This is a genomic window from Kosakonia oryzendophytica, from assembly GCF_027886705.1.
Lineage (GTDB): Bacteria > Pseudomonadota > Gammaproteobacteria > Enterobacterales > Enterobacteriaceae > Kosakonia > Kosakonia oryzendophytica.
Genome location: NZ_CP115659.1, coordinates 3578067 through 3597033, shown reverse-complemented (window position 1 = coordinate 3597033; position 18967 = coordinate 3578067). Strand labels below are relative to the sequence as shown.

The 18967-nt window shown below is 53.5% G+C and carries 17 protein-coding genes and 7 tRNA genes; 2 read left to right on the top strand and 22 right to left on the bottom strand.

Going from position 1 to position 18967, the window contains the following annotated elements:
* The first annotated feature begins 115 nt into the window (after positions 1–115).
* On the top strand, positions 116–598 hold the full coding sequence (locus O9K67_RS17470) for a zinc ribbon-containing protein (RefSeq protein WP_061494447.1): 483 nt from the start codon (positions 116–118) through the stop codon (positions 596–598).
* Positions 599–641: 43 nt separating this feature from the next.
* Here the strand turns inward: O9K67_RS17470 and O9K67_RS17465 are convergent, their stop codons facing one another.
* From O9K67_RS17465 to miaB, 9 genes are all read right to left on the bottom strand, one after another.
* Positions 642–1367 (bottom strand): amino acid ABC transporter ATP-binding protein, encoded by a 726-nt coding sequence (locus O9K67_RS17465; protein WP_061494448.1) that lies wholly within the window; start codon positions 1365–1367, stop codon positions 642–644.
* The gene (gene gltK / locus O9K67_RS17460) at positions 1367–2041 is read right to left on the bottom strand and encodes a glutamate/aspartate ABC transporter permease GltK (RefSeq protein ID WP_061494449.1); all 675 of its coding nucleotides are present in this window, start codon (positions 2039–2041) and stop codon (positions 1367–1369) included. The genes O9K67_RS17465 and gltK overlap by 1 nt, the downstream gene beginning before the upstream one ends.
* 2 nt (positions 2042–2043) lie before the next feature.
* Positions 2044–2784: an amino acid ABC transporter permease gene (locus tag O9K67_RS17455; protein WP_061494450.1), complete on the bottom strand. Its 741-nt coding sequence runs from the start codon at positions 2782–2784 to the stop codon at positions 2044–2046.
* Positions 2785–2942: 158 nt separating this feature from the next.
* Positions 2943–3875, bottom strand: coding sequence for an amino acid ABC transporter substrate-binding protein (locus tag O9K67_RS17450; protein ID WP_061494451.1), 933 nt, complete (start codon positions 3873–3875; stop codon positions 2943–2945).
* A 407-nt stretch (positions 3876–4282) separates the two neighbouring features.
* Positions 4283–5821 carry an apolipoprotein N-acyltransferase gene (gene lnt, locus O9K67_RS17445; RefSeq protein ID WP_061494452.1) on the bottom strand — a complete coding sequence of 513 codons (1539 nt, stop codon included), beginning with the start codon at positions 5819–5821 and terminating at the stop codon, positions 4283–4285.
* A gap of 5 nt (positions 5822–5826) precedes the next feature.
* Positions 5827–6705, bottom strand: coding sequence for a CNNM family magnesium/cobalt transport protein CorC (corC, locus tag O9K67_RS17440; RefSeq protein WP_061494453.1), 879 nt, complete (start codon positions 6703–6705; stop codon positions 5827–5829).
* Positions 6706–6804: 99 nt separating this feature from the next.
* On the bottom strand, positions 6805–7272 hold the full coding sequence (gene ybeY / locus O9K67_RS17435; RefSeq protein WP_061494454.1) for an rRNA maturation RNase YbeY: 468 nt from the start codon (positions 7270–7272) through the stop codon (positions 6805–6807).
* Positions 7269–8315 (bottom strand): PhoH family protein, encoded by a 1047-nt coding sequence (locus tag O9K67_RS17430; RefSeq protein WP_061494455.1) that lies wholly within the window; start codon positions 8313–8315, stop codon positions 7269–7271. Before O9K67_RS17430 ends, ybeY begins: the two co-directional genes overlap by 4 nt.
* 141 nt (positions 8316–8456) lie before the next feature.
* On the bottom strand, positions 8457–9881 hold the full coding sequence (miaB, locus tag O9K67_RS17425) for a tRNA (N6-isopentenyl adenosine(37)-C2)-methylthiotransferase MiaB (protein WP_061494456.1): 1425 nt from the start codon (positions 9879–9881) through the stop codon (positions 8457–8459).
* 170 nt (positions 9882–10051) lie between these two features.
* Here miaB and ubiF point away from each other — a divergent pair, with 170 nt between their 5' ends.
* Positions 10052–11227: a 3-demethoxyubiquinol 3-hydroxylase gene (gene ubiF / locus O9K67_RS17420; RefSeq protein ID WP_061494457.1), complete on the top strand. Its 1176-nt coding sequence runs from the start codon at positions 10052–10054 to the stop codon at positions 11225–11227.
* A 29-nt stretch (positions 11228–11256) separates the two neighbouring features.
* Here the strand turns inward: ubiF and O9K67_RS17415 are convergent, their stop codons facing one another.
* The 13 genes from O9K67_RS17415 to nagB form a co-directional block, all read right to left on the bottom strand.
* On the bottom strand, positions 11257–11844 hold the full coding sequence (locus O9K67_RS17415; protein ID WP_061494458.1) for a hypothetical protein: 588 nt from the start codon (positions 11842–11844) through the stop codon (positions 11257–11259).
* A gap of 120 nt (positions 11845–11964) precedes the next feature.
* Positions 11965–12039: transfer RNA gene (locus O9K67_RS17410), tRNA-Gln, on the bottom strand.
* A gap of 34 nt (positions 12040–12073) precedes the next feature.
* A tRNA-Gln gene (locus O9K67_RS17405) sits at positions 12074–12148 on the bottom strand.
* 49 nt (positions 12149–12197) lie between these two features.
* A tRNA-Met gene (locus O9K67_RS17400) sits at positions 12198–12274 on the bottom strand.
* Between the two features lie 28 nt (positions 12275–12302).
* Positions 12303–12377: transfer RNA gene (locus O9K67_RS17395), tRNA-Gln, on the bottom strand.
* Positions 12378–12415: 38 nt separating this feature from the next.
* Positions 12416–12490, bottom strand: a tRNA-Gln gene (locus O9K67_RS17390).
* 23 nt (positions 12491–12513) lie between these two features.
* A tRNA-Leu gene (locus tag O9K67_RS17385) sits at positions 12514–12598 on the bottom strand.
* A gap of 8 nt (positions 12599–12606) precedes the next feature.
* Positions 12607–12683: transfer RNA gene (locus O9K67_RS17380), tRNA-Met, on the bottom strand.
* Between the two features lie 219 nt (positions 12684–12902).
* Entirely contained in the window at positions 12903–14567 is a 1665-nt protein-coding gene (gene asnB / locus O9K67_RS17375) for an asparagine synthase B (protein ID WP_061494459.1), read from the bottom strand.
* A gap of 289 nt (positions 14568–14856) precedes the next feature.
* Positions 14857–15609: an HAD-IIA family hydrolase gene (locus O9K67_RS17370; RefSeq protein ID WP_061494460.1), complete on the bottom strand. Its 753-nt coding sequence runs from the start codon at positions 15607–15609 to the stop codon at positions 14857–14859.
* A 42-nt stretch (positions 15610–15651) separates the two neighbouring features.
* Positions 15652–16872, bottom strand: coding sequence for a DNA-binding transcriptional regulator NagC (gene nagC, locus O9K67_RS17365; RefSeq protein ID WP_061494461.1), 1221 nt, complete (start codon positions 16870–16872; stop codon positions 15652–15654).
* Between the two features lie 9 nt (positions 16873–16881).
* A complete protein-coding gene (nagA, locus tag O9K67_RS17360; RefSeq protein ID WP_061494462.1) occupies positions 16882–18030 on the bottom strand; it encodes an N-acetylglucosamine-6-phosphate deacetylase in 1149 nt (382 codons plus the stop codon).
* 63 nt (positions 18031–18093) lie between these two features.
* Positions 18094–18894 carry a glucosamine-6-phosphate deaminase gene (gene nagB, locus O9K67_RS17355; protein ID WP_061494463.1) on the bottom strand — a complete coding sequence of 267 codons (801 nt, stop codon included), beginning with the start codon at positions 18892–18894 and terminating at the stop codon, positions 18094–18096.
* Positions 18895–18967 lie beyond the last annotated feature (73 nt).

Sequence of the window (18967 nt, the reverse complement as noted above, 5' to 3'; positions counted from 1 at the left end):
AAATAGCCACGCCTTTTTTCGGGGGGCTTTTTGTCCGTGCTGTGGGCGAGTCGGCACTGCGGCGGAGAAATAACGTCTACCATTAGAGAGAGTTACTTAACCGGGAGGCGAAGCGATGAACAAGGTTGCTCATTTTTACCGTGAACTGGTTGCAGCGTTAACCGAACGCTTACGCAACGGGGAGCGCGATATTGATGCATTAGTCGGACAGGCGCGTCAGCGCGTCTCGCAGACCGGTGAATTAACCCGTACGGAAGTTGACGAGTTGATGCGTGCCATTCGCCGCGATTTGGAAGAGTTTGCCCGCAGCTACAACGAAAGCCAGAATGAAGTGACCGACAGCGTATTTATGCGGGTGATCAAAGAGAGTCTTTGGCAGGAGCTGGCAGACATCACCGATAAAACGCAACTGGAGTGGCGCGAAGTGTTCCATGATCTCAATCATCACGGCGTCTATCACAGCGGTGAAGTCGTCGGGCTGGGAAATCTGGTGTGTGAGAAATGCCATTTCCATTTGGCTGTTTATACGCCGGACGTGTTACCGCTTTGCCCGAAATGTGGTCATGACCAGTTTCAGCGCCGTCCTTTTGAGCCGTAGCCACAAAACGCCAGCCCCGGTATCGGGGCTGGCATAAACCGGCTTAATGCAGGATTTTCGCGAGAAAATCTTTCGCACGTTCGGATTTCGGGTTGGCGAAGAAAGCCTCTTTTTCAGAGTCCTCGACAATTTTGCCCTCATCCATAAAGATCACGCGATTCGCCACTTTGCGGGCAAAGCCCATTTCGTGGGTGACCACCATCATCGTCATGCCTTCGTTCGCCAGTTCCACCATGACGTCCAGCACCTCGTTGATCATTTCCGGATCGAGCGCTGACGTCGGTTCATCAAACAGCATCGCTACCGGATCCATGCACAGGGCGCGGGCAATCGCAACGCGCTGTTGCTGCCCGCCGGAAAGCTGCGCCGGAAATTTATTGGCATGAGCGGACAAGCCAACGCGATCCAGCAGCTTTAGCCCTTTTTCCCGCGCCGCGGCCTTATCACGCTTCAGCACTTTCACTTGCGCCAGCGTCAGGTTTTCGATAATCGACAGATGGGGGAACAGCTCAAAATGCTGGAACACCATGCCCACGTGCGAGCGCAACTTCGCCAGATCGGTTTTCTTATCATTAACTTTGGTACCGTTAACGATAATGTCGCCTTTCTGTACTGGCTCCAGACCGTTCACGGTTTTAATCAGCGTGGATTTTCCGGAACCAGACGGGCCGCACACGACCACCACTTCACCTTTTTTCACTTCCGTGGAGCACTCAGTCAGCACCTGAAAGTGGCCATACCATTTCGAAACATTTTTCAGGGAAATCATTAAACGGTCCTTTTCTTCAGCCAGCTGACCAACAGCGAAGCACTGAGACTGATAATAAAATAGACAGCGCCGGCAAACAGGATCATTTCAACCTGCGTGCCGTCACGCTCGCCAATGGTAGATGCCGTACGGAAAAAGTCCGCGAGGCTCAGGACATAGACCAGAGAGGTGTCCTGGAATAAGACGATCCCCTGCGTGAGCAGCAACGGGACCATGGCGCGAAACGCCTGCGGCAGGATAATCAATTTCATCGACTGCCAGTGGGTCATCCCCAGCGCCAGTGCGGCACTGGATTGCCCGCGGGAAATGCTCTGGATCCCTGCGCGGATAATCTCTGAATAGTAAGCCGCCTCGAACATGGAGAATGCCACCATCGCGGAGATCAGCCGGATATCGGTTTTCGGCGACAGCCCAAGCACGTTTTGCAGAAAACCGGGCACAATCAGGTAGAACCACAACAGCACCATCACCAGCGGAATGGAGCGGAAGACGTTAACGTAGCCTTTCGCAAACCAGCGCAACGGCCCAAAGGTCGATAAACGCATCACCGCCAGCAGCGTTCCCCAGACGATACCGACCACGATCGCAATAACGGTGATTTTCAGCGTGACGATAAGACCAGCCAGCAAGTACGGGAAAGAAGGGGCGATAGAACTCCAGTCAAATTCGTACATGATTATTTGCCTCCCATATTGCCCGGCAGGCGAATTTTGCGTTCCACCAGGTTCATCACCACCATAATGAAGGCGTTAATCAACACGTACGCTATGGTAATTGCGGTAAAAGATTCCCACGCGTGTGCAGAGTAATCCAGCAGTTTCCCCGCTTGCGCCGCCATATCCACCAGACCGATAGTGGAGGCGATAGCGGAGTTTTTGACTAGGTTCATCATCTCGGAGGTCATTGGCGGCACGATCACGCGATACGCATTGGGTAACAGAACGTAACGGTAAGTCTGCGGCAGCGTTAGTCCCATTGCCAGACCGGCGTTCTTCTGCCCACGTGGCAGTGACTGGATGGCGGCGCGTACCTGCTCGCAAACGCGGGCGGCGGTAAACAGCCCCAGGCAGACCATTGAGGAGACGAAGAACTGAATGTTGGGATCCAGTTCCGACTTAAACCACATGCCGATGTCTTCCGGCAGCAGTTCCGGTACTACCAGATACCAGGTAAAGAACTGCACGATCAGCGGTACGTTACGGAACAGTTCGACATAGCAGGTGCCAATGCCGGACAGGAAACGGTTCGGTACGGTTCGCAGGATGCCAAACAGAGAGCCAACCAGAAAAGCGATGATCCAGGCCGTCACGGAAAGCGCGATGGTGACCTGAAAACCGCTCCATAGCCAGCCAAGATAGGTGGTGTTGCCGAACGGGGCTTGTTGCAGGAATATTCCCCAGTTCCAGTCTATGGACATAAATCTACTCCGGAAAAAAAAGGGTAGCAGCGCTACCCTCGAAGATTGTGTGAAGAGCGAATTTTCGTGCTGAAAGGGGAACGACCCTTCAGCGTATAGTCTGTCCGTGCTACTTCGACAATCGAGAGGGCAGGAAACCCCGCCCCTAATGGTTTTAATTAGTTCAGAGCTTTGTCATTCGGTTCTTTGAACAGCGCTTTCATATCGTCAGAGAGATCGAAGCTGAGGTTCATGTTTTTCGGCGGAATGGGGTTTTTAAACCATTTATCAAAGGATTTTTCCGCTGCACCTGAGGTCTGTAGCTGAGCGATGGTGTCATCCATCAGCTTTTTGAACTCAGGATCGTTTTTACGCAGCATACAGCCGTAGGCTTCTTTTGATTGCGGCGTGCCAACGATCTCCCAGTTGTCCGGTTTCTTCGCTTTGGCGCGCTCACCGGCCAGCAGGGCGTCATCCATCATAAAGGCGACAGCACGACCGCTTTCCAGCGTACGGAACGAGTCGCCGTGGTCTTTGGCGCTGATAATGCGCATATCCATTTTTTTCTCGTCATTCAGCTTGTTCAGCAGAATTTCGGAGGTGGTGCCGGATGTCACCACCACAGCTTTCCCTTTCAGGTCGGCGAAATCTTTGATCGGGCCGCCTTTTTTGGTCAGCAGACGGGTGCCGACGACGAAGATTGTGTCGGAGAACGCGGCTTGTTTCTGGCGCTCAACGTTGTTGGTAGTGGAGCCGCATTCAAAATCGAACGTGCCGTTTTGCAGCAGCGGAATACGGTTCTGAGACGTAATGGGGATCAGTTTCACTGCCAGGTCTGGCTTGTTGAGTTTCTTCTTCACCGCTTCAACGATAGCGTTGGAGTAGTCCTGAGAGTAACCCACCACCTTTTGTTCGTTGTCGTAATAGGAGAACGGTACGGAAGATTCACGGTGACCGACGACGATAACGCCGTTTTTGGCAATTTTGTCCAGCGTCGCTTGCTGTTGTTCCGCCGGGGCTGCTGCCTCCGCCGGTTTAGCATCTTCAGCGTGGACCAGACCGGCTGACAGTCCCATCACCAGCATCGCGGTGGCCAGTTTACGTAATTGCATTTCCAGACTCCTTTATCGTCAGTGCAAAAGCACAGGGATACCCGTTGTGTGTACGTTGTGTTGTTTTTATCTTCTGCGACATAGTCGTGCAGTGTCGTGTGTGTTTGTTACATTCAGTCTGGCTTAATGTAAAGATTTTGCTGTGATATTGTTTATTTTTGCGAGGTGCGCCGCACCGATAAGAGGCAAAAATCTTTCATTGCACCAGTCCGGTGCATCCAATGTTCGCTGCCAGTGCGACCCTCTGGCGCATAAGCAGTTTTCATAGTTGCCTGATATCTATAAGCAAACGGCATGCCAAACCGACAGGGCGTACCTGACAGGTTGGCATTGCGCTGATCTGTCAGACAGAAGGAGGGGGGATGTTTGTCGGCCCGGCAGTCAATACCGCCGGGCAGGAGAGGGGATTAACGACGGCGTTGACGCAGGCTCATCACCAGTGCGCCAAAGCCCAGCAGTGCAGAGATGATCCATACCGGCCAGTTACCCATACGAGCGTACGGCGTTAAACCACGCGTTGGCATGACCTCAGTGGTGAGGACGTCACGAGTGAACTGTGGCAGCATTGCCTGGATATTACCCTGCGGCCCAATCACAGCGGTGATGCCGTTATTGGTGCTACGCAGCAGTGGGCGCGCCAGTTCCAGTGAACGCATCCGCGCCATCTGGAAATGTTGCCGCGGCCCGATGGATTTACCAAACCAGGCATCATTAGAGATAGTCAGCAGGAAATCCGTATCTGGCCGGAAATTATCCCGTACTTGCTGACCAAGGATAATTTCATAGCAGATAGCTGCGGTCAGTTTAAAACCGTGCGCCTGCAACTGCGGTTGCACATAAGGGCCGCGGCTGAATGATGACATTGGCAGATCGAAGAAAGGCGCCAGCGGGCGCAGAATCGACTCCAGCGGTACAAATTCGCCGAACGGCACCAGATGGTTTTTGTTATAGCGATTGCTGGATTGGTAACTGTAGGGGCTGTCTTTACCCAGCGTAATCACGGTGTTGTAGGTGTCGTAGCGGTTCTTTTGGTTCAGCCGCGCATCAACGATCCCGGTGATCAGCGTGCTGTTCTTCGAACGCAGCAGGTCATCCATCATGCCGAGGAAGTGTTGCTGATTGATTTCCAGATCCGGAATGGCAGACTCCGGCCAGATGATCAGTTGCGATTTCCCCATCACCTGCTGTGTAGCATCGAGATAGATTTTCAGCGTGTTGACCAGTTGGTTCTCATCCCACTTCAGCGCCTGCGGAATATTACCCTGTACCAATGAGACTTGCGTGGCCCGTTCTGGCAGCAGTTGATACCACTGGATATAGCGCAGTGGGAAGGGAAGGACAAATAGCACCACTGCGGCAGCCAGTGGGCGCCAGTTACGCGTTATCACTGCCAGCATCAGTAAGCCACTGACCATCATAAGCAGGAAGCTAATGGCCTCCACCCCCATAATGGGCGCCAGGCCTTTCAGCGGCCCGTCAATCTGGCTATAGCCGAATTGCAGCCACGGGAAACCGGTCAGTACCCAGCCGCGCAGAAATTCGGTGATTTGCCATATGACCGGTGCGGCAACCGCCACACGTAGCCAGTGTGTGGCTGGCCACAGGCGCGACAGGATGCCAGCGAATAACCCGGTATACAGCGACATATACGCCGCCAGCAGCACAACGAGGAAGACGTTGACGGGACCGGGCATACCGCCGAATTGCGCGATGCTGACATAGACCCAGTGGATCCCGCTACCGAACAGGCCAAGCCCCCAGAAATAGCCAATCCAGGCGGATTGCACCGGCCGGCGATTGAGGGTTAAGCCCTGTAATCCCATTAGCGAAATGATTGCTGCGGGCCAGATGTCATAAGGAGAAAAAGCCAGCGTTCCGCTGGCTCCGAAAAGTAACGCCAGCAGCAAACGCACGCGCTGGCGCTCAAACAGTGAGGCAAATACCATTTACATTAATCATCCAGTTTCGGTTGCGGCGAATCGTCCGGCATTCTGACATGAACCTGAATAATACGTCGACTGTCGGCCATCGCGACCTTGAATTGGTAACCATCAATTTCAATGGCTTCGCCGCGTGCCGGTAGGTGACCAAACGCCTGCATCACCAGCCCACCAATGGTATCCACCTCTTCATCGCTGAAGTGGGTGCCGAAGGTTTCGTTGAAATCTTCAATTGGCGCCAGCGCGCGTACCGTCCATGTATGGCGGCTGAGCTGGCGGAAGTCGATATCCTCTTCTTCGTCGTACTCATCTTCGATTTCGCCGACGATCAGCTCCAGAATATCTTCAATTGTGACCAGACCAGAGACACCACCGAATTCATCAATAACGATAGCCATATGGTAGCGTTGGGAACGGAACTCTTTCAGCATGCGATCCACTCGCTTGCTTTCCGGTACCACCACTGCCGGGCGTAACACTTTTTCCATGCTGAATGCTTCGGCATCGCTGCGCATAAACGGCAGCAGATCCTTAGCCATCAAAATCCCTTCGATATGATCTTTGTCTTCGCTGATCACCGGGAAACGTGAGTGGGCGGACTCAATGATGACATCGAGGCATTCGTCCAGCGTCTGGTTGCGTTTCAGGGTGATCATTTGGGAACGGGGGATCATGATGTCGCGAACGCGCTGGTCTGCGATGTCCATGACCCCTTCGAGCATATCGCGCGTATCTTCGTCGATAAGCTCGTTCTGTCCGGAGTCTCGGATCAGCGCCAGAAGTTCATCACGGTTTTTGGGTTCGCCGTGAAAAAGCTGGCTCAGTAAAAGGGAGAAGAATCCCTTCTTGCTGTTGGTGTTGTCGCTACTGTGTGGGTTATCGTCGCTCATGGCGTCGTATGGGTTCTCGTGTTGGTTAAATTATCGTTCGTTACGCGTAAACTCAGCGCCTGACGGTATTTTTGGGTACGCGGCCAGGCCGCGCACCGACTACGCTTTCTCGGAAATGTACGGATCCTCATAGCCCAGAGCAAGCATTATCTCTGTCTCGATCCCTTCCATTTCTTCGGCTTCATCATCTGCAATATGATCGTAACCCAGCAGGTGTAAACTCCCGTGCACCACCATGTGCGCCCAGTGGGCATCGAGTGGTTTGCCTTGTTCTTGCGCTTCCTGCTCAACCACCTGGCGGCAGATAATCAAATCGCCCAGCAGCGGCAATTCAATGCCCGGCGGTGCTTCAAACGGGAATGAGAGGACGTTGGTGGGTTTGTCTTTTCCGCGGTAGGTCAGGTTCAGCTCGTGGCTTTCGGCATTATCGACCACCCGGATAGTGACCTCCGCTTCTTCCTGAAACTGCGGGATCACCGCGTCCAGCCATTTCTGGAACTGCGCTTCTTCCGGCAGGCCGCTGTTATCTTCACAGGCCAGTTGTAAATCGAGGATCACCTGACTCATTTTTGCTCCTGCTCCTGGGCTTCGCGTTTACGCTCGGCGGCCAGTTCTGCTTTACGTTTCTGTTCGGCTTCTTCCCAGGCTTCATACGCGATAACGATGCGTGCAACCACCGGATGGCGCACCACGTCTTCGCTGTGGAAGAAGTTAAAGCTGATTTCGTCAACGTTTGCCAGCACTTCAATGGCGTGACGTAAACCGGATTTGGTGTTGCGAGGTAAGTCAATCTGCGTAATGTCGCCGGTGATCACTGCCTTGGAGTTAAAACCAATGCGCGTCAGGAACATCTTCATCTGTTCGATGGTGGTGTTCTGGCTCTCATCAAGGATGATAAACGCATCATTCAGCGTGCGGCCGCGCATATAGGCTAATGGCGCAACTTCAATCACATTACGCTCAATGAGCTTTTCAACGCGTTCAAAACCGAGCATTTCGAACAGTGCGTCATATAACGGGCGCAGGTACGGGTCTACCTTTTGGCTGAGATCGCCGGGCAGGAAACCGAGCTTTTCACCGGCTTCAACCGCCGGGCGGGTCAGCAGAATACGACGAACTTCCTGACGCTCCAGCGCATCCACGGCGGCGGCAACCGCAAGATAGGTTTTACCTGTACCGGCGGGACCCACACCGAAGGTAATGTCATGATCGAGAATATGGGCGATGTACTGCGCCTGGTTAGGCGTGCGCGGTTTTATGACGCCGCGTTTGGTCTTGATATTGATCGCCTTGCCATAGTCCGGCACGCTTTCAGCGCTCTGTTCCAGCACGCGCGCTTCTTTGATCGCCAGGTGGATCTGCTCTGGTTCGATGTCCTGAGTCTGCCCGCGCATCGGGGCGGTGTCGACATACAGGGTGCGCAGAATATCTGCAGCAGCGTTGACGCAAATTTCGCGCCCGGTGAGTTTGAAGTGGTTATCGCGGCGGTTGATTTCGATGCCCAGTCGCCGCTCCAGTTGTTTGATATTGTCATCAAACGGGCCGCACAGACTTAGCAGACGAGCGTTGTCCGCCGGCTCAAGGGTAATTTCACGCGTATCTATGTTCAAACTGTTCCTCTTTTCGGTGTGTCGCCGTAGCGCCCATTAGGGAATTATTCACGGCAGAGAGAGAAGTCGCAAGCATAGCGGTTGATGTTGGGGTGGGTAAGGGGAAAAGCAAGGCCTGCCAGAATGGGCAGGCCTTTCGCATCAGGGCTGATACATGCCGACGCCGATGTCATTCTCTTTGCGGGTACGAGCAATAACGGACTCCGGCGATTCGACAACGCGCAGGCCCATTTCCTCTTCGGTACGCACTACCACGCCACGCAGGGAGTTGGTGTAAACGTCGACAATTTCGACATCAACGAATTTACCGATCATCTCCGGTCTGCCTTCAAAATTCACCACGCGGTTGTTCTCCGTGCGACCGGAGAGCTCCATGATGTTTTTGCGCGAGGTGCCTTCGACCAGAATACGTTGCGTGGTGCCGAGCATGCGGCGGCTCCAGGCCATGGCTTGCTGGTTAATACGCTCTTGCAGAATGTACAGGCGCTGTTTTTTCTCTTCTTCCGGTACATCGTCCACCATATCGGCGGCGGGCGTTCCCGGGCGGGCGGAGAAGATAAAGCTGTAGCTCATGTCGAAATTCACATCGGCAATCAGCTTCATGGTTTTTTCGAAATCCTCGGTGCTTTCGCCAGGGAAGCCGACAATAAAGTCGGAACTGATCTGAATGTCCGGGCGGGCAGCGCGCAGTTTACGAATAATGGCTTTATATTCCAGCGCGGTGTGCGTTCGGCTCATCAGGTTCAGAATGCGGTCAGACCCGCTTTGCACCGGCAGATGCAGGAAGCTCACCAGCTCCGGGGTATCACGGTAAACTTCGATGATGTCATCGGTGAACTCAATCGGATGGCTGGTGGTGAAACGAATGCGGTCGATACCGTCGATAGCCGCCACCAGACGCAGTAACTCAGCGAAAGTGCCGGTACTGCCATCAAAGTTTTCGCCACGCCAGGCGTTAACGTTCTGGCCCAGCAGGTTTACCTCACGCACACCCTGCGCCGCCAGTTGGGCGATTTCAAACAGGATATCGTCGGAAGGGCGGCTCACCTCTTCACCGCGGGTATAAGGCACCACGCAGTAAGTACAATATTTGTTGCAGCCTTCCATAATGGAAACAAACGCGGTTGGGCCTTCGGCGCGCGGTTCCGGCAGGCGGTCGAACTTCTCAATTTCCGGGAAGCTGATATCGACCACCGGGCTGCGGTTGCCGCGTACAGCGTTGATCATTTCTGGCAGACGATGCAGGGTTTGCGGCCCGAAAACAATGTCGACATAGTGTGCGCGCTGGCGAATATGGTCGCCTTCCTGTGAGGCCACGCAGCCACCAACGCCGATGATCAGATCCGGCTTTTTCTCTTTCAGCAACTTCCAGCGGCCTAACTGATGAAACACCTTTTCCTGTGCTTTTTCGCGGATGGAGCAGGTATTAAGCAGCAGCACATCGGCTTCTTCCGCTTCTTCTGTCAACTGATACCCGTGCGTGGCATCCAGCAGATCGGCCATCTTCGATGAATCGTATTCGTTCATCTGACAGCCCCAGGTTTTTATGTGGAGTTTTTTTGTCATCGACTTGCTCTTGCTTAAGTTCGTATACCCTAAAATAACGGATATAAGCCAGGATTGCAGGGCGCGTATTGTAATGCTTTGGTTGCGTGCTGACCAGTCTGACGGATGTCAGTCTCAAGGCGTAAAAAATCCGGTAAACTTAATGGATTCTCGTTTAAGGATAGTTAGCGATGACAAATCAATCCACTGAGGTCGCGGTCGTCGGCGGCGGTATGGTCGGCGGAGCGCTGGCGCTGGGGCTGGCGCAACACGGGTTTGCAGTAACGGTGATTGAGCAGCAGGTGCCGCCGCTGTTTGATGCGACGGCGCAGCCGGATGTGCGGATCTCTGCGATCAGCGCGGCATCGGTGGCGTTGCTGCGCGGGTTGGGCGTGTGGGAGAGCATCCAGCGCATGCGCTGCCACCCGTACCGGCGACTGGAAACCTGGGAGTGGGAAAACGCGCACGTTGAATTCGATGCCCGTGAACTGAAACTGCCGCTACTGGGTTATATGGTTGAAAACGTTGTCCTGCAGCGCGCGCTGTGGGAGGCGCTGGAGGCGCATCCGCAAGTCACGTTGCGCACGCCTGCTGCATTAAGTGCCATGAATGCTCTGAACGAACAACATGAATTGACCTTTGAAGATGGCAGCACATTAACGGCTAAGCTGGTGGTCGGTGCCGACGGGGCGAATTCCCGCGTACGACTGGCTTCCGGCATCGGTATTCATGCATGGCAATATCAGCAATCCTGCATGTTAATTACTGTTAAATGCGAGCAGGACGCTGGAGACAGTACCTGGCAACATTTCACCCCTGACGGCCCGCATGCGTTTTTACCGCTGTTTGACAACTGGGCATCGCTGGTGTGGTACGACACACCCGCGCGTATCCGCCAGTTGCAGGCGATGAGCATGACGCAACTGGAGCAAGAGATTGCCCGACACTTTCCGCCGCGCCTGGGGCATGTTACACCGGTAGCGGCCGCAGCGTTCCCGCTGGCGCGTCGCCATGCGTTGCAGTATGTGCGTCCCGGATTAGCGCTGGTTGGCGATGCTGCGCACACTATCCATCCGCTCGCCGGGCAAGGCGTGAATCTGGGGTATCGTGATGTGGATGCGCTACTGGATGTGCTGGCCAGCGCGCGTACACATGGTGAAGCCTGGGCCAGTCAGCCGATTCTTAAACGCTACCAGATGCGGCGTATGGCGGATAACTTCATTATGCAAAGCGGGATGGATCTTTTTTATGCCGGGTTCAGCAATTCGCTTGGCCCGGTGCGCTTGCTGCGCAATATCGGTCTAATGGCGGCGGATCGCGCCGGTGTGCTGAAACGGCAGGCGCTGAAGTACGCATTAGGGTTGTAAAGGGACGGTGGGCGCTGCGCCCACCGTACTCACATAATAGCCAACAACCTATCCAGTGCGGTGCGCGCGCCTTTTTTGTCGATAAAAAAGGCCTGATATCCCTCCACCCCGTCAACCCGTTGTAGCGCCCATTCGCCAATGTGCACTTTGCGCATCAGCAGCACCGTGCGGTAAAGTGGCACCAGCAGAATAATCAGCGCCACGAAGGCCGCCGCCCCATAGTCAATGGAGAGCGGGTTTGCACTGACCTGTTGCACCAGCATCGCCACTGATGCAACTTGCAGAGCGAGTCTGGCGAACAGTGTCCGCCTAAAGAATTGCTGAAGCCGCTGTGGTGTAGAGAAGCAGGGATTTTTCAGCGATGAACGTGTTTCCTGCACCGGAATGCCCTGTACGTACACCGTCCAGTGAGTGGTCTCCTTCAACAGCAGGGCCTGGCCGCTTTCGCTCAGCGTATGCAGACGCATGGAGAGGACAACCGGGAAGATCAACCCCATACAAAGGCCATAGAAGATCGGCGCGGAGAGGCCCATAAAAGCAAGGCCGAAACCGGTGACCACAAAGAGCACATACAGCGGGGCATAAATTAACAAGGCAGTATTTTGATAGTTCATCATGCTGACTCAGAAGAGAGAGGTGGCTAAATTACCATACGTTTTATGCAGTAATTAACTACCAACATCCGGGGATGTGCAGAAAACAAAAAAGCCCGCCGAAGCGAGCTTTTTTGCATTGTGTGGCTGGGGTACGAGGATTCGAACCTCGGAATGGTGGAATCAGAATCCACTGCCTTACCGCTTGGCGATACCCCAAAAGTGCGTTCGCAAAAGCAAACGTCTTTTAAGATGGCTGGGGTACGAGGATTCGAACCTCGGGATGGTGGAATCAGAATCCACTGCCTTACCGCTTGGCGATACCCCAACAACACGCTTTAAGATTTAACGTTTCTGATAACGTCAGATCTTTAATATGGTGGCTACGACGGGAATCGAACCTGTGACCCCAGCATTATGAGTGCTGTGCTCTAACCAGCTGAGCTACGTAGCCAAATTTTACTGCTTACCCAGTCATCGACTGGCTGGGGTACCTGGATTCGAACCAGGGAATGCCGGTATCAAAAACCGGTGCCTTACCGCTTGGCGATACCCCAACGACTGACGCGAATGAACGCAGGAGTCGAAGAAGAGATGGCTGGGGTACCTGGATTCGAACCAGGGAATGCCGGTATCAAAAACCGGTGCCTTACCGCTTGGCGATACCCCATCCGTGCAACACCTGTCTGGGAATGGTGCGGGAGGCGAGACTTGAACTCGCACACCTTGCGGCGCCAGAACCTAAATCTGGTGCGTCTACCAATTTCGCCACTCCCGCAAAAAAGATGGTGGCTACGACGGGAATCGAACCTGTGACCCCAGCATTATGAGTGCTGTGCTCTAACCAGCTGAGCTACGTAGCCATCTTTTTTCGCGTTACCTTATCGGCGTTGCGGGGCGCATTATGCGTATTGGGCCTTACAGCGTCAATACCTTTTTCATCGAAAATTGCCGGAATGTGACTGTTTGGTTAGGTTGCGAACAGCATGACGCTTTATTCGGCAAAATTCGATTTTATGCGTTAAATCAGAGAGACAAAAAAATACAGGCCCCGCAGGACCTGTAAGAATAACCATGACTTATTAATACGCGGATTGATGAATACCGACAGCGCGACCTGATGGATCGTTCATGGTTTTAAACGCTTCGTCCCACTCAAATGCTTTCGCGGAAGAGCAGGCGACAGACGGGCCGCCAGGTACGCATTCTGCGGCGCTCGGTACCGGGAACAGCTCTTCAAAGATTTCACGGTACAGATAGGCTTCTTTCGATGCTGGTGTGTTGTACGGGAAACGGTAGCTGGCGGTGGCCAGTTGTTGATCCGTCACCTGCTGCGCCGCTACCTCTTTCAGCGTATCAATCCAGCTATAGCCTACGCCGTCGGAGAACTGCTCTTTCTGACGCCATGCCACGCTTGCCGGCAGGTAGGATTCAAAACATTCACGCAGGATATGTTTTTCCATTTTGCCGTTGCTGCCGCACATCTTATCTTCCGGGTTGATGCGCATGGCTACGTCGAGGAATTTCTTATCCAGGAACGGTACGCGCGCTTCCACGCCCCAGGCCGACATTGCTTTGTTCGCACGGGCGCAGTCAAACATATGCAACGCCTGCAGCTTACGCACGGTCTCTTCGTGTAATTCCTTGGCATCCGGCGCTTTATGGAAATAGAGGTAACCGCCAAACACTTCATCAGATCCTTCGCCTGAGAGTACCATCTTGATGCCCATTGCTTTGATCTTACGGGACATCAGGTACATCGGCGTGGAGGCGCGAATAGTAGTCACATCATAGGTTTCGATGTGATAGATCACGTCGCGAATTGCATCCAGACCTTCCTGCACGGTGAAGTGGATTTCATGGTGCACGGTACCAAGATGGTTTGCCACTTCTTGCGCGGCTTTCAGGTCCGGCGCACCTTTCAGTCCAACGGCAAAGGAGTGAAGTTGCGGCCACCAGGCTTCCGAACGCTCCTGATCTTCAACGCGGCGCGCGGCAAATTTCTTGGTAATGGCGGAAATCACCGAGGAGTCCAGACCACCTGAAAGCAGTACGCCGTAAGGCACGTCTGACATCAGGTGACTTTTCACGGCGTCTTCCAGTGCCTGACGCAGTTCTGCTTTGTCTGTCACATTGTCTTTTACGGCGTCGTATTCAAACCAGTCACGCTGGTAGTAGGAGCGGATTTCACCGTCTTTGCTCCACAGATAGCTACCTGCCGGGAACTCTTTAATGGTGCGGCAAACCGGCACCAACGCTTTCATTTCGGATGCGACATAGAAGTTGCCGTGCTCATCATGGCCCATATACAGCGGGATAATACCAATATGGTCGCGGCCAATCAGGTAGGCGTCTTTTTCACTGTCATACAGCACGAAAGCGAACATTCCTTGCAGATCGTCGAGGAAGTCCGGGCCTTTTTCCTGATACAGCGCGAGGATCACTTCGCAATCAGAACCGGTCTGGAAGGCATAGCGGTCACCATATTCTGCGCGCAGCGCCTGGTGGTTATAGATTTCGCCGTTCACAGCCAGTGCATGTGTTTTTTTCTCGTTATACAGCGGTTGAGCACCGGCGTTAACGTCAACGATAGAGAGACGTTCATGGGCCAGGATGGCCTTATCGCTTGCGTAAACGCCGGACCAGTCAGGGCCGCGGTGGCGCATCAGGCGGGATAATTCCAGCGCTTTTTTACGTAACTCGGCCGCGTCGGTTTTAATATCCAGTACGCCAAAAATTGAACACATAGACTTCTCCGTTAACCTTTCAGGGCATGCAATGTTGTGTGTAGTTGCAGACGCTGCGTCATCGCATTGTCTTATCGCGTGCCTTCAAAAATGCCGCAAAGGGCAAAACGGCGCAAGCCTTTTACCGTCGATAAATCAAAAAGCGCAATGGCCATTGCTGAATGCTGAAAAAAGAGTATGTATTGCGCAGCATTATTGATGAATCATCAAAATAATGCAGTTTTTATTGAATGGTGATGTTTTAGGGCAGGGTAAAAATAAAAAACCACGCCCGAAGACGTGGTGATAATCAAATAACGTCGATTTCAGCGACGGAGGGGTAAATCCACGAAGGTCGGAACGGCATGCTGTCGACATCGTCGAGCCGCGATACGCCGGAGAGCACCAGGATTGTTTCCAGACCGGCCTGGAAGCCAGCCAGAATATCGGTACGCAGATTATCGCCAACAATGACGGTTTGCTCTGAGTGCGCTTGCATGGTGTTAAGGGCAGCGCGGATGATCCACGGGCTGGGTTTGCCAACATAAAAAGGCTGACGACCAGAAATTTTTTCAATCCCGGCACAGAGCGCGCCGCAGGCCGGGTAGTAGCCGCGACCGTGGGTGTCCGGGTTAGTCGCGATAAACCGCGCACCGTTTGCCACGAAGAAGGCAGCCTTATGCATCATCTCCCAGTTATAGGATCGGGTTTCACCGACGATAACAAAATCAGGGTTGATGTCGGTAATGGTAAAGCCTGCTTTATACAGTTCGTGGATCAGCGCGCCTTCTCCCACAACATAGGCTTTCTTCCCTTCCTGACGCTTAAGAAAATCGGCAGTCGCCATTGCTGAGGTGTAAAAGGCGCTGGCGGGCACATCAATGCCCGCAGAGGCGAAACGGTTGGCCAGATCCTGACCAGTCTGCGATGGGTAGTTGGTCAGCAGTACCAGCGGCATGCCTTTCTCAAGGATGCGGGTTACAAATTCGGCGGCGCCGGGTACGGCAACATTATCGTGCATCAGCACGCCGTCAATATCACAGATAACATTCTGAATGGTCATGGACTGTCCGGATGAAAAAATAAGTATTAACTATAAACGTTGTTAATTTTCCAGCAAACGTTGCAGCAACAAACCGTTCAGCATGGCGCGCTTCACCAGCGCAAATGCGCCAATAGCGGAGCGGTGATCCAGCGTTGAGCGCACCACCGGCAGATTTTTACGAAACGCTTTCAACACCTGGGTGTTGATGCAGCCTTCAATGGCAGGCAGCAGCACCTTCTCTGCTTCGACGATTTCCCCGGCGATGACCACTTTTTGCGGGTTGAAGAGGTTGATGGCGATGGCAATGGTTTTACCAAGATGGCGACCGACGTGCTCGATCACTTCGCAGGCCAGCGCATCGCCTTTGTTGGCGGCTTTACAGATAGCTTTGATGGTGCAGTCATCCAGCGTCAGGCGACTCTGGTAGCCCTGTTCCAGCAGATGACGAACCCGTTGTTCAATGGCGGCATTGGCGGCAATGGTTTCCAGACAACCGAAGTTGCCGCAGTGGCAGCGCTCACCGAGCGGTTCAACCTGAATATGTCCAATTTCGCCAACGTTGCCGTTACGGCCGATAAAAATGCGCCCGTTGGAGATGATCCCCGCGCCCGTACCGCGATGCACGCGCACCAGAATGGAGTCTTCGCAATCCTGGCTTGCCCCAAAGTAGTGCTCAGCCAGCGCCAGACTCCGGATGTCGTGGCCAACAAAACAGGTAAGCTTAAACCGCTTTTCCAGCGCTTCAACTAACCCCCAATTCTCTACCTGAATATGCGGCATATAACGAATCACGCCGCTTTCCGGATCCACCAGTCCTGGCAGGATCACGGAAATGGCAATCAACTCGCGGATTTTACGCTGGCAGCTTTCGATAAACAGACCGATGGTGTTGAGTAGCGCATGTTCCAGTGTTTCTTGGGTACGCTCCGGTAAGGGATAGTGCTCTTCCGCCAGCACTTTGGCGCTCAGATCGTAGAGCGTCAGGGTGGTGTCGTAGCGGCCAAGCCGTACGCCAATCGCCTGAAAATTGCGGGTTTCGGTGACAATAGAGATGGCGCGGCGGCCTCCGGTAGAGGCCTGCTGATCGACTTCTTTGATTAGCCCGCGTTCAATCAGTTGGCGCGTGATTTTCGTCACGCTGGCAGGTGCAAGCTGGCTCTGTTCGGCAATTTGTATGCGCGAAATGGGTCCATGCTGATCAATCAGGCGGTACACCGCCGCGCTGTTAAGCTGTTTAACGAGGTCAACGTTACCGATTTGAGCTTGTCCGCCTGATGTCATACCGTTTATTTACTCAGTGACGACCTCGTTACCATTAACGATGGTCTTGATGATTTTATAATCGTGCGTGAATGCCGTCAGGTTCGCCACTTTACCGGCGGCGATGCTGCCAAGCGTTGCGGCAACACCGATTGCGCGAGCAGGGTAGAGGGTTGCCATGCGCAGCGCTTCATCCAGCGCGATGCCAACATGTTCCACCAGATTCCTCACCCCTTCGATCATCGTCAGGGCGGAGCCGCTCAGCGTTCCGTTTTCATCCACACACAGTCCATTACGGTAGTATATTGTTTTACCAGCAAAAATGAACTGGTCAATATGTGCACCCGCAGGTGCTGTTGCGTCCGTCACCAGGCAAAGTTTGTCGCCTTTCAGACGCTTAGCGTTACGAATATTAACGTAATCGACATGCAGGCCATCTGCAATAACGCCGCAATAAACATCTGCGTCATCAAGTACCGCGCCAGCCAGTCCCGGTTCGCGACCGGTAATGTACGGCATCGCGTTATAAAGGTGAGTGGCAAACGAGATCCCGGCACGGAAACCGGCTTTGGCTTCTTTCAGCGTAGCGTTCGAATGCCCGGCAGAGACAACAATGCCGGCGTTAGCCAACTGGCGAATGACCGCTTCGCCAGCAACTTCCGGTGCCAGCGTGACCTTGGTTATCACATCGGCGTTCTGACACAGAAAATCCACCAACGCCGCATCCGGCTTACGTACGTAGTCAGGGTTGTGGGTGCCTTTTTTGATGATGTTCAGCCACGGTCCTTCCAGATGAAGACCCAGCGCCTGGTTCGGGTGTTTTGCCAGGTAGTCGCGCATAACCTGCACGCCCTGTTTCATTAATGCATCACTGCTGGTGATAAGCGTTGGCAGGTAACTGGTACAGCCGGACTTTTCATTGGCCTTTTGCATAATTTCCAGCGTTTTCACGGTCACTGCGTCAGCGGTATCGTTGAACTGTACGCCGCCGCAGCCGTTGAGCTGGACATCGATAAAACCGGGGGCAAGCATGGCGCCATTCAACGAGCGTTGTTCGATTCCGGCTGGCAAGTCGGCCAGCGGGCAAAGACGATCAATCAGCCCATTGGCGACCACCAGTGCGTGATTATCCAGGATTTCATGGCCGGTGTAGATCCGGCAATGGGTTAAAGCATACATAACGACCCCCGGTAACAAATGTGCGCCGCTCCGCAGGGCTTCCCTTACGGAGCGGAAACTGAATTACAGACCTTTGATGTTTTCCGCTTCTAACTCGTTGAAGTATTTCAGCGTCTTAACCTTCAGTTCCATGGTAGACGGTTCGTCGCAGACGATCACCGCTTTCGGATGCAGTTGCAGACAACTGATAGTCCACATATGGTTAACGTTGCCTTCAACAGCCGCTTGCAGCGCTTGCGCTTTCACTCCGCCCAGCACCAGAATCATCACTTCTTCTGCATCAAGCAGGGTGCCCACACCGACAGTCAGCGCATATTTCGGCACCTGGTTAACATCACCATCGAAGAAACGTGAGTTCGCCACGCGAGTGTCATGGGTCAGGGTTTTAATGCGCGTACGCGATGCCAGTGAAGAGGCTGGTTCGTTAAAGGCGATATGGCCATCGTTGCCCACGCCGCCCATGAACAGATGAATTTTGCCGTAAGCGCGAATCTTTTCTTCGTAACGGCGGCATTCTGCGTCAATATCCGGCGCGTTGCCATCGAGAAGGTTAATGTTTTCCGCCGGAATATCAACGTGATCAAAGAAATTGCGGTGCATAAAGCTGTAGTAACTTTCCGGATGATCTTTCGGCAGGCCGACATATTCGTCCATGTTGAAGGTGACAACGTGCTGGAAACTAACCTGGCCCGCTTTGTGCATTTCAACTAACGCTTTGTATGCGGTGAGAGGGGTGCCGCCGGTCGGTAGACCAAGAATAAACGGACGGTCCGCAGTAGGTTTGAATGCGTTAATGCGGTTAACGATATGGCGGGCCGCCCATTTGCCGACGTGTTCTGCTGTCGCCAGTGGAATCAGTCTCATTATTCACCTCTGAAAGTTAAATGAAAAACAGTGACGGAGTGCATGCGAGCTCAGCGTTAAGCCTAACCTGGTT